This window comes from Streptomyces sp. CC224B, assembly GCF_030010595.1.
Lineage (GTDB): Bacteria > Actinomycetota > Actinomycetes > Streptomycetales > Streptomycetaceae > Streptomyces > Streptomyces longispororuber.
Genome location: NZ_JASCXL010000020.1, coordinates 29,294 through 40,410 on the forward strand (window position 1 = coordinate 29,294; position 11,117 = coordinate 40,410).

Genomic DNA, 11,117 nt, shown 5'->3' on the forward strand with positions numbered 1-11,117 from the left:
GGGTGGTGACACCAGGCGGTGCGCTTGGCCCGCGACCCACGCACGGGCAGCCGCCAACGAAACGGCAACTCCTACGGGGGGGCCTCAACAGGCCGGGGTGACCAGGCACGGGCGGGCGGGTGGGCAAGGAAGAACGGAGAGCCCACCCGCCCCCGGCGGGGTCAGTCCCGCACGGGCTCCTGTACGGAGGCCCGCTCGACGCGCCCGTCCATCTTGGCCACCAGCCCCGTGACCTGCCGCGCGATGTCCGGCGCGGTCAGCCCGATCTCCGCCATGACCTCCTTGCGGGAGGCGTGGTCGAGGAAGCGCGGCGGGATGCCGAAGTCCCGCAGGGGCACGTCCACGCCCGCGTCCCGCAGCGCCTGCGAGACGGCCGCGCCGACGCCCCCGGCACGGGAGTTGTCCTCGACGGTGACGACGACCCGGTGCTGCTCGGCCAGCGGCGCCATCGCCTCGTCGACCGGCTTGACCCAGCGCGGGTCGACGACGGTCGTCGAGATGCCCTGCTTGTCGAGGAGGTCGGCGATCTCCAGGCACATCGGGGCGAGCGCGCCCACGGAGACGAGCAGGACGTCCGGCCGGGCGGCGTCCGCGCGGCGCAGCACGTCCATGCCGCCGACGCGGCCGACGGCCTGCACGGCGGGGCCGACGGCGCCCTTGGAGTAGCGCACGACGGTCGGGGCGTCGTCGACCTCGACGGCCTCGCGCAACTGGAGGCGGACCTGGTCGGCGTCGCGCGGCGCGGCGATGCGCAGGCCGGGCACGCACTGGAGGATGGACATGTCCCACATGCCGTTGTGGGAGGCGCCGTCGGTGCCGGTGACCCCGGCCCGGTCCAGGACGAAGGTGACGCCGCACTTGTGCAGGGCCACGTCCATCAGGAGCTGGTCGAAGGCGCGGTTGAGGAAGGTGGCGTAGACGGCGAAGACGGGGTGCAGGCCGCCGGTGGCGAGCCCGGCGGCGGACACGGCGGCGTGCTGCTCGGCGATGCCGACGTCGTAGACCCGGTCGGGGAACTCCTCGGCGAACTTCTTCAGGCCGACGGGCTGGAGCATAGCGGCGGTGATCGCCACGATGTCCTCGCGCTCGCGGCCGAGCTTGACCATCTCCTCGCCGAAGACGGAGGTCCAGTCCATGCCGGCGGCGGCGATGGGCAGGCCGGTGTCGGGGTGGATGGGGCCGATGCCGTGGAAGTGGTCGGCCTCGTCCTGCTCGGCGGGCTCGTAGCCGCGGCCCTTCTCGGTGATGCAGTGCACGATGACCGGGCCGTTGAAGCGCTTGGCGCGGGCCAGGGCGGACTCCAGGGCCTCGATGTCGTGGCCGTCGATGGGGCCGACGTACTTCAGGCCGAGGTCCTCGAACATGCCCTGCGGGGCGATGAAGTCCTTCAGGCCCTTCTTCGCGCCGTGCAGCGTCTCGTACAGCGGTTTGCCGACGACCGGGGTGCGCTCCAGGATGTCCTTGCCGCGGGCCAGGAAGCGCTCGTAGCCGTCGGTGGTGCGCAGGGTGGCGAGGTGGTTGGCGAGGCCGCCGATGGTGGGGGCGTAGGAGCGCTCGTTGTCGTTGACGACGATGACCAGGGGGCGGTCCTTGGCGGCGGCGATGTTGTTCAGCGCCTCCCAGGCCATGCCGCCGGTGAGGGCGCCGTCGCCGATGACGGCGACGACGTGGTCGTCCTTCTTCAGGACCTCGTTGGCCTTGGCGAGGCCGTCGGCCCAGCCGAGGACGGTGGAGGCGTGGCTGTTCTCGATCACGTCGTGGTCGGACTCGGCGCGGGCGGGGTAGCCGGACAGGCCGCCCTTGGCGCGCAGCTTGGAGAAGTCCTGGCGGCCGGTGAGGAGCTTGTGGACGTAGGCCTGGTGGCCGGTGTCCCACAGGACCTTGTCCTTCGGCGACTCGAAGACGCGGTGCAGGGCGATGGTGAGCTCGACGACGCCCAGGTTGGGGCCGAGGTGGCCGCCGGTCTTGGAGACTGCGTCGACGAGGAAGCCGCGGATCTCGGCGGCCAGCTCGGTGAGCTGCTCCGGGGTGAGACGGTCCAGATCGCGCGGTCCCGTGATGCGGGTCAGCAGCGGCACCCGTGCCTCCTTGCAGTAGAGCGTGTAGCGCCTGTTCGAGCATTGCCGGGCCTGTCGAGTCTAATGTTCCGCCGTTGTCGGCGGAGTCCGGCCCGCGAGGTGTACCTCACGCGATCGGCTGTAAACCGACGGGTGCCCCGACCCGGCACGGGAACACGCGTTCCCGTCGTCACCCGTGCCCGCACGCGGCCGTGCCCGGCACCGGAAGGACCGGTACCGGGCACGGTGCCGCGCGTGCGGGCGCGGGAACGGCGGGATCAGGCGCGGCCCGCCGACTTCTGGGTGCGCCGGGAGACCGAGTCGATCACGACGGCGGCGAGCAGCACGGCGCCGGTGATCATGTACTGGATCTCGCTGGCCATGCCCTCCAGGTTCAGGCCCTGCTGGATCGACTGGATCACGAGCATGCCGAGCAGCGCGGACCAGATCTTGCCGCGGCCGCCGAAGAGGCTGGTGCCGCCGATGACGGCCGCCGCGATGACGATCATCAGGGTGTTGCCGCCGCCGAGGCTCTTGGTGGCGCCGCCGGACAGGCTCGCGATGAACAGGCCGCCGAAGGCGGCGAGCATGCCGGAGATCGCGAAGACCGTGATCCGTACGCGGTCGACGTTGATGCCCGCGCGGCGCGCGGCCTCGGCGTTGCCGCCGACCGCGAAGACCTGGCGGCCGAAGGTGGTGCGGCGGACCACGAAGTCCGCGAGCACGAGCACGGCGAGGAAGAGCACCAGGGCGAGCGGCAGGCCGCGGGCGCCCTCCGGCTCGTTCAGGAAGTACGCGACGACGAAGCACAGGACGGCGAGCACGCCGGTGCGCAGCAGGATCTCGCTGAGCGGCCGCGCGGGCAGGCCCGCGCCCTTGCGGCGGCGCGCGTCCAGGAGCTGCGCGCCCGCGTACAGCAGGACCGCGGCGAACGCGAGGCCGTACGCGGCGGCCTTGTCGGCGAAGAAGTGGGTGGTGAGGTCCTCGACGACGGAGCCGGAGGGCGTGTTGATGCTGCCCTCCTTGCCCATCAGCCAGATCTGCAGGCCGCTCCAGCCGAGGAAGCCCGCGAGCGTGACGACGAAGGCGGGGACGCCGACCTTGGCGAAGAAGATCCCGTGCACGGCGCCGATGACCAGGCCGCAGACGACGGCGCTGACCACGGAGAGCCAGTCGCCCCAGCCGTGGTTCACGCTGAGCACCGCCCACACGGCGGCGCCGACGCCGGCGACGGAGCCGACGGACAGGTCGATCTCGCCGAGCAGCAGTACGAAGACGATGCCGACGGACATGATGCCGACGCCGGAGGTGAAGACGGCGATGTTGGCGAGGCTGGAGGCGGAGAGGAACTTGTCGTTCTGGAACTGGAAGACCAGGGCGATGACGATCAGGCCCACGACGACGGGCAGGGAGCCCAGCTCACCGCCGCGCACCTTGCGCAGGAACTCCGTCCAGTAGCCGGCGAAGCCCTGCTCGCGCACGAGCAGCCGGGGATCGACGGCCGCGGCGGGGGCCGCCGAGGGCTCGGCGTCCACGGCGGTCGCGGACTTGTCGAGGGGTGTCTTGGCGAGGTCGCTCACTTCGCCTCCTCCTTCGTGGCGGTACGCGCCCGGCGGCGGGTCACGGCGTTGTCCGTGGCGCCGGTGATGGCGGCGATGATCTCTTCGGGGGAGGTGTCGGCGACGTCGAAGACGCCGTTGTTGCGGCCGAGGCGGAGCACCGCGACGCGGTCGGCGACGGCGCGCACGTCGGCCATGTTGTGGCTGATGAGGATGACGCCGTGGCCGCGCTCGCGCAGGCGCTCGACCAGGTCGAGGACCTGCGCGGTCTGCTCGACGCCGAGGGCCGCGGTGGGCTCGTCGAGGATGACGACCTTGGGGTCGCCGACGAGGGCGCGGGCGATGGCGACGACCTGGCGCTGGCCCCCGGAGAGGGCGGCGACGGGGATGCGGACGCTCGGGATGCGGATGGACAGGGTGTCCAGGAGCTCCCGGGCGCGCTTCTCCATGGCGATCTCGTCGAGGACGGAGGCGGTCCTCAGCTCGCTGCCGAGGAACAGGTTGGCGACGACGTCCAGGTTGTCGCAGAGCGCGAGGTCCTGGTAGACGGTGGCCACGCCGAGGTTCTGGGCGTCGTGGGGGCGGCCGACGCGGACTTCGCGGCCCTCCCACTCGATGGCGCCCTCGTCGATCGGGTGGACGCCTGAGATGGTCTTGACGAGCGTCGACTTGCCGGCGCCGTTGTCGCCGACGAGGGCGACCACCTCACCGGTGTGGATCTCGAGGTCTACGTCCGTGAGCGCCTGGACGGCGCCGAACCGCTTGGAGACCCCGCGCAACGCCAGCACGGGCGTAGCGGACACGTGAATCAGCTCCTTCGCCGCCGGACCGGCGGGGATGGTGGATCGCTGGAAGGAAGAGGCCGGGAAAAGGCCGGCCAAGGACAGGGGGCGCCGGTGCCCGCCCTCCGGCCGCGGCGCGGAGGGGGTGCCGCGACGGGAGCCCGGAGGGAGAGGGAGCACGCGGGCACCGGACACCGGACACCGGGGAGGTCAGCGTGACCGCGGGGCCGCGTCGACCACCGGGGGTACGGCGACCGCCGGGGGCGCGGCGGAATCGTTCCGCCGCCCGCCCCGGGACCCGGCCGGGGCTACTTGATCCCGGCCTCCGCGCAGGCGGCCTTGAACTGCTTGGTGCAGATCTCGCTCGCCTTGTAGACCTTGTCCTTGATGATCGTGTCGGCGACGTCGTCCTTCGTGATGGCCTGGGCGTCGTAGAGCTTGGCGGGGATGTTCTTGAAGTCGCCGCTCAGGGAGTTGACCTTGCGGTCGATGAGGTCGTCGATGTCCTTGCCCTTGAGCAGGCGCACCGCGATCTCGGCGGTGGTCTCGGCCTCCGGCTTGATCTGCTTGTAGATCGTGAAGGCCTGGTCGCCGCTCAGCAGGCGCTGCACGCCCGCGAGTTCGGCGTCCTGGCCGCCGACGGGGACGTCGATGCCGCGCTGCTTGAGGGCGGTGATGATGCCGCCGGCCATGCCGTCGTTGGCGGAGTAGACGCCGTCGATGCCGTCCTTGCCGAGCTTGTCGATGGCGGTGGCCATCTTCTTGTTGGCCTCGTCGGGCGACCAGTCGGGGATGTCCTGCTCGTACGCGATCTTCTTCACGTTCTTGTCGAGCACCGAGTGGGCGCCCTTCTTGAAGAACGGGGCGTTCGGGTCGGTCGGCGAGCCGTTGATCATGACCACGTTGGCGTCCTTGGCCTTGGACCCGAGGGCCTTGACCAGGGCGCCGCCCTGCAGGCGGCCGATCTTCTCGTTGTCGTAGGACACGTAGGCGGACAGCGGGCCCTCGGCCAGGCGGTCGTACGCGACGACCTTGACGCCCTGCTTGTCGGCGCGCTCGATCCAGCCCTTGGTGGACTTGTAGTCCACCGCGTCGAGAATGATCACCTTGACGCCCTGGGTGATGAGGGCGTCGAATTGCTTCTTCTGGGTCTCGATGTCCTGCGCGGCGTTGTTGTACTTGATCTCGCAGTCGCCGCACAGCGACTTGATCTTCGACTCCATGATCGGGCGGTCGAAGGTCTCGTAACGCGTGGTCTTGTTCTCCGGAAGGAGCAGACCAATGGTCTTTCCGTCGCCGCCACTTCCCTTGTCGTCGTCACCGCCGCCGGCCTCGCCGCAGGCGGCGAGACCGAAGGCCATGGAAACGGTGGCGGTGCCTATGACGACGCGACGCGTCCATGCATTCATTTGGGGGTGCCTCCCTGACGTGGCCGCGTCGTTGCGGCCGAGGTGGCTCGAAGTCAACTCGGCCGCCCGACACGCGTCAAGGAGTAAATCCTTAACGAGATGACAACGGTGCCATGCGTTATCTAAGTGAAGGCAGGTGCCGCCGTCGGGACCGACCCGTCCAAAAGCGTCGAATCCCCCATCTCGCTGAGGGCGAGCGCGAGCGCGCCGAGCACCTCCGCGCGGGAGCCGAGGGCGCCGGGCAGGACGGAGAGCTGCCGGGCCGCGCTCGGGATCGCGTACCGGCCGACGGACTCGCGGATCGGCCCGAGCACCAGCTCACCGGCCTCGGCGAGGGCGCCGCCGAGGACGACCCGGCTGGGGTTGAGCAGGTTGCAGAGGTTCGCCACCCCGCTGCCGATGTGCCGCCCGACGTCGGCGATCACGCGCCGGCAGCCCGGGTCCCCCTCGCGGGCCAGGGCCACGACGCCCTCCATGGTCAGGTCGTCGCCGTGGCTGGAGTGCAGCAGCGGCAGCACGTAGCGGGCGGCGGCGAAGGTCTCCAGGCAGCCGCGGTTGCCGCAGCGGCAGACGGGCCCGGACTCGTCCAGCGTGATGTGCCCGATCTCCCCGGCCGTGCCGCCGGGGCCGCGGTAGATGCGCCCGCTGATCACCAGGCCCGCGCCGACACCGCTCGCGACCTTGATGTACGCGAGGTCCCTGACGCCCTTGCCGCTGCCCCAGACCAGCTCGCCGAGGGCGCCCAGGTTGGCGTCGTTGTCCACGTGCACGGGCACCCCGAGCCGGTCCTTCAGCTCCTCGGCGGGCTTGGTGCCCGCCCAGCCCGGCAGGATCGAGGTGGAGCCGAGGGTGCCGGACTCCACGTCGATGGGCCCGGGCACGCCGAGCCCGACGCCCGCGACCTTCGACCGGTCCACGCCCGCCCGCTCGATGAGCCGGCCGACCAGGCGCTCGGCCCGGTCGAAGCCCTGGGCCGCGGAGGCGTCCACGTCCAGCGGCTCGGACTGCTCGGCGAGCACCTTGTGGGCCAGGTTGCCGAGGGCCACCCGCAGGTGGGTGTGGCCGAAGTCGACGCCGATGACCATGCCCGCGTCGCCGCTGAGCGAGACGCTGCGGGCCCGGCGGCCGCCCGCCGAGGTGGGCGTGACCTCGACCGTGCCGCCGTCCTTCAGCTCCCGGACGATGTTCGACACCGTCGCGGCGGACAGGCCCGTCGTCCTGGCGATCTCCGCCTGCGTGAGCGACCCCGCGAGCCGTACCGCGCGTACGACCCGCTCGAGATTTGCTCGGTGCAGTGACGACTGCGACCCCGGAGTCTCCATCGACTCATCCACTCCCGCCTACGGCGGACGGCACCGTCGCCGCCCGTACAAGTTGTGAACTCCAAGCTGTGCTGTAGGTGTTACCTCAGTCAAGTCCTTGACAGAAATCCGGGGCCCGGCCGCGGGGCCGCCGCGCGCACGCGAACAGGGCCGGGGCCGGACGGTGGGCACCCGCCCGCCCGTCCTGCCCCGGCCCCGCGCACCGGGCGCGTCCGTTCACTTGATGGTGGCCGCCGTGAGCCCCGACTGGACCTGCCGCTGGAAGGACACGTACACCACGAGCACCGGGATCATGGAGATCGTCATGCCCGCGTACAGGGCGGGCAGGTCGGTCTCGTAGTTCCCCTGGTTCATCAGGCTCACCAGGCCCTGGGCGAGCATCGAGCGGTCCTCGTCGCCGCCGCTCTGCTTCTGCATGAGGGTGAGCGGCAGGATGTACTGGTTCCACTGCCCCAGGACGTTGAAGATCCCGACGCTGATCAGGCCGGGCTTCGCCATCGGCACCATGATCTGGAAGAACACCCGGGTGTGCGAGGCGCCGTCGATGACCGCCGCCTCGTGCACGGCCGTCGGCAGCGTCCGGAAGAACGAGTGCAGGTAGAACACGGTGAAGGGCAGCGAGTACGCCACGTACACGAGGATCAGTCCCTGGTACGTGTTCAGCATGCCCAGGCGGTCGACCATGAAGTACAGCGGGACGAGCGCGAGGAACACCGGGAACATCGACCCGGCCACGAAGAAGTAGTACAGGAACCGGTTGCCGAAGAACTCGTAGCGGGCCAGGACGTACGCCGCCATGGCGCCGAGCAGCATCGTGAGCGGGATGGAGAAGGCCATCACGATGAGCGTGTTCAGGAGGTAGTCGCCGACGCCCTTCTCCCAGCCGCGCTGGAACGCGTCCAGGCTCCACTCGGTGGGCCAGGTCCAGGCGCTGGACTTGATCTGCGAGTCGGACTTGAAGTTGCCGAGCAGGATCCAGAACAGCGGCAGGACGATCATGATCGCCCACAGCACCAGGAAGCCGTGCGAGAAGGCGTTGAGGGTCCTGCCCTCCATCACGTCCGTGCGGCCGGGTCCGCCGCGCCCGCCCCGCTGGCCGGGCACCCTGACCTTGGTGACGGGGGGCTGTGTCGCGGGAGCCGTCATGGTGCTCGCGCCTCCCTAGTACTCGATGCGGTCGCGGCGGCTGAGCCGCAGCGTGACGATGGACACGATCAGGGTGAGCAGCAGCATCACGACGCCCATGGCGCAGGCGTAACCGCTCTTGCTGTACGTCTGGAAGTTCCGCATCAGGTACGTCGAGATGACCTCGCTGCTGTGGTCGGGGCCGCCGCCGAAGTCCTGCGAGGTGAGCGTGGAGATGAGCAGGAAGGCGTCCATGGACAGGATCGCGAGGAACACCCAGGCCGTCTGGATGGTCTCCCACAGCAGCGGCAGGGTCACCCGGAAGAAGGTCTGGAACCGCCCGGCGCCGTCCAGCAGCGCGGCCTCGTAGATGTCCCGGGGAATGGACTGCATGGCGGCGGAGAACAGCACCATGTAGAAACCGGCGCCGGCCCAGATCATCACGAAGACGATGCACCACAGGACCAGGTCGGGGTCGTTCAGCCATTCCGTGGGGTGGTTCTTGTCGCCGAGCCCCACGGCCTGGAGCGTGCCGTTGATGAGGCCCGAGTCGTCACCGCGGTAGACCGCTTTGAACAGAATGGCGAGAATCGCGACGGAAAGGACCTGCGGGAAGAAGAAGATGATCCGGTAGAAACCGGAGCCTTTCACCCCGGAGACGCCGCCCGCTCCGCCGCGCCCGCCGACATTCACCATGAAGGCGAAGAAGAGTGACAGCAGAATCGTGAGGGTGGGCACGAGAATCAGGAGCAGGGCGTTGTGCTGGAGCGCCTTGATGAAGACGTCGTCCTTCGCCAGGTCCTGGTAGTTGTCGAACCCGATGAAATTGAACTTCTGGGAAGCCCCGCTCCAGTCGGTGAAGGAGTAGCTGATGGTCTGGATGTAGGGCCAGACCACGAGCAGCAGATAGAGCCCGACGGGAAGGACGAGGAATCCCGCGATGAAGGGGTACTTTTTCCGATGCATGACACCCTGCTCCCGGTCCCGCGCGCCCCTCGCTACTTCCGCCTGTGCTTGTCCGTGCCCTTCTTGGCTTCCTTGTCGACGGCCTGCTGGCAGCGCTCCAGCCACTTCTTCGGGGTGATGCGTTTGGCCATCAGCTCACCGGTGGCGTTCTGGATCTCGACGTCCAGCTCGCCGTACCACTCCGAGTAGCGGTAGTTGAAGCGCTCGTCGACGGGGCAGTTGTCGACGGCCGCGAGGGCGGTCTTGATGCCGGGGCGCAGCTCGACGCTCTTGTCCACGTACTCCGGGCCGAGCACGGACAGCGAACTGGCCTTCCGGGCGAAGTCGGTGGCGCCCTCCTTCGACAGCATGCGGCGCAGGAACTCCAGGCCGCCGGGGACGTTCTTGGCCTTGGACGGCACGATGAACGGCTCGTCGGCGCCGACGCGCACCGCGTGCAGCTTCATCTTGGAGCCGGGCAGCAGCGGCAGCGGCAGGAACGTCATCTCGAAGTCCTCGGGCGTCTGCTTGGCCTGCTCGTTCTCCAGCCAGGACCCGGAGGGGATGAAGACCGCCTTGTACTCGTTCCACTTGGTCTGGGCCTCGGTGTGCTCCAGGGAGTTGGTGCCCGGCATGAGCAGGCCCTTCTCGACGATCTCGTAGACCGCCTCGATGGAGCGCTCGGCGGCGTCGTTGCCGACGAACGCCTTGGGGTCGAGGTTGTCGATCGCCTTGACGGCGTCCATGCCGCCGGTCTTCGCGATCAGGTCCATGATCACGATGTTCATGTAGTACGGGTACTTGCCCTGGTGGGCGAGGCCGCCGATGCCCTTGGACTTGGCGTCCTTCATGATGTCCAGGAGCTGGTCCCAGGTCTTCGGGACCTCCCAGCCGTGCTTCTTGAACAGCTTGTTGGAGTACCACAGGCCCCAGGCCGCGTACACGTAGAACAGCGCGTGGAACTTCCCGCCGAACGTGCCCTGTTCGATGGTCCCCGGCAGCATGATGTCGCGGATCTTCTTGCTCGGGTCGTCGATGGAGGGCGCGTCGAGCAACTGCGTGAGGTCGGTGAGGTGGCCTTCCTTGTACAGCGTGTCGAGCTTCATCTTCTTCGACCCGGAGTCGTCGACGACGTCCGGCGGGTTGCCCTTGTTGAAGCGGGGCTGGAGCTTGCCGGTGACGTCCTGCTCACCGCTGTGCGAGACCTCGCCGCCGTACTTCTTCTCGTACGACGCCTCCCAGGCCTTGGCGTACTCGTCGCCGTAGCCGCCCTTGAAGATGAAGACGTCCAGGTCGTTGCCCTCGGCGACGCCGAAGGGGTTCTCCTTGGTCTTCTTGACCGTCTTCGCCTTGTCGTCGTCGTCCCCGCCGCCGGAGGCGCACGCGGACAGAAAGCCCATCGTGGGTACGGAGATGAGGCCGAGGGCGGCGCTCCGCTTGATCAGGTCGCGGCGTCCCAGGCCGTCGCTGCCGGGCGTACGGGGTGTGCCGGGCGTACGGGGTGACGCGGGCGTACCGGAGGTGGATCCCATGCTCAAGTCCTCGCTCTCTTCCAGGACTCAGGCGGTGAACCGGATCCTCCCCGGCACCGCGGAGTTGTGGAGCTGGTGTCGTGCGATGGTGCGGGATTGTCCGACGGGGGCCGAGCGGTCGCCGCATTCGGCCGACCGGGCCGCCCGGACGCGGACAGGTATAGTCCACTCGCCGCGCGGCAAGCAAGATCGAAAGCAGCTTTCGGCCGCCACCTTTTCCGAGTTGAGACCTCGTGTGGCGAAACCTCGCGGGGTGTCGCGCGGGGGCCTCGTGGGGTGAGGTCCCCCGCGGCGAATTCCCGGTCGGCCGAGGAGGGGCCGCAATTCCCGGCCGAATCCGGGACGAATGCCGGACGCTTTCCCGGCCCCCGGCGGCGGGGGCGGCC

The 11,117-nt window shown here is 69.4% G+C and carries 8 protein-coding genes; all 8 read right to left on the reverse strand.

Annotated features, from left to right (window positions below; genetic code table 11):
• Nucleotides 1–161 precede the first annotated feature (161 nt).
• Nucleotides 162–2,078 (reverse strand): 1-deoxy-D-xylulose-5-phosphate synthase, encoded by a 1,917-nt coding sequence (gene dxs, locus QK440_RS10565; protein WP_282792767.1) that lies wholly within the window; start codon nucleotides 2,076–2,078, stop codon nucleotides 162–164.
• Nucleotides 2,079–2,335: 257 nt separating this feature from the next.
• Nucleotides 2,336–3,592 (reverse strand): sugar ABC transporter permease, encoded by a 1,257-nt coding sequence (locus QK440_RS10570; RefSeq protein ID WP_282792806.1) that lies wholly within the window; start codon nucleotides 3,590–3,592, stop codon nucleotides 2,336–2,338.
• A gap of 41 nt (nucleotides 3,593–3,633) precedes the next feature.
• Entirely contained in the window at nucleotides 3,634–4,428 is a 795-nt protein-coding gene (locus QK440_RS10575; protein ID WP_282792807.1) for an ATP-binding cassette domain-containing protein, read from the reverse strand.
• 278 nt (nucleotides 4,429–4,706) lie between these two features.
• Nucleotides 4,707–5,807 carry a substrate-binding domain-containing protein gene (locus QK440_RS10580; protein WP_282792768.1) on the reverse strand — a complete coding sequence of 367 codons (1,101 nt, stop codon included), beginning with the start codon at nucleotides 5,805–5,807 and terminating at the stop codon, nucleotides 4,707–4,709.
• 122 nt (nucleotides 5,808–5,929) lie between these two features.
• Nucleotides 5,930–7,129: an ROK family transcriptional regulator gene (locus QK440_RS10585; protein ID WP_282792769.1), complete on the reverse strand. Its 1,200-nt coding sequence runs from the start codon at nucleotides 7,127–7,129 to the stop codon at nucleotides 5,930–5,932.
• Between the two features lie 216 nt (nucleotides 7,130–7,345).
• Nucleotides 7,346–8,275: a carbohydrate ABC transporter permease gene (locus tag QK440_RS10590; protein ID WP_282792770.1), complete on the reverse strand. Its 930-nt coding sequence runs from the start codon at nucleotides 8,273–8,275 to the stop codon at nucleotides 7,346–7,348.
• A gap of 15 nt (nucleotides 8,276–8,290) precedes the next feature.
• A complete protein-coding gene (locus QK440_RS10595; protein ID WP_282792771.1) occupies nucleotides 8,291–9,220 on the reverse strand; it encodes a sugar ABC transporter permease in 930 nt (309 codons plus the stop codon).
• A gap of 32 nt (nucleotides 9,221–9,252) precedes the next feature.
• On the reverse strand, nucleotides 9,253–10,731 hold the full coding sequence (gene ngcE / locus QK440_RS10600; protein ID WP_282792772.1) for an N-acetylglucosamine/diacetylchitobiose ABC transporter substrate-binding protein: 1,479 nt from the start codon (nucleotides 10,729–10,731) through the stop codon (nucleotides 9,253–9,255).
• Between the last annotated feature and the right edge of the window lie 386 nt (nucleotides 10,732–11,117).

Bases quoted from the DNA above. Each gene is read 5' to 3' on its own strand.
- QK440_RS10580 (WP_282792768.1), bottom strand. From the start codon at position 5,807: ATGAATGCATGGACGCGTCGCGTCGTCATAGGCACCGCCACCGTTTCC.
- QK440_RS10585 (WP_282792769.1), bottom strand. From the start codon at position 7,129: ATGGAGACTCCGGGGTCGCAGTCGTCACTGCACCGAGCAAATCTCGAG.
- QK440_RS10590 (WP_282792770.1), bottom strand. From the start codon at position 8,275: ATGACGGCTCCCGCGACACAGCCCCCCGTCACCAAGGTCAGGGTGCCC.
- QK440_RS10595 (WP_282792771.1), bottom strand. From the start codon at position 9,220: ATGCATCGGAAAAAGTACCCCTTCATCGCGGGATTCCTCGTCCTTCCC.
- ngcE (WP_282792772.1), bottom strand. From the start codon at position 10,731: ATGGGATCCACCTCCGGTACGCCCGCGTCACCCCGTACGCCCGGCACA.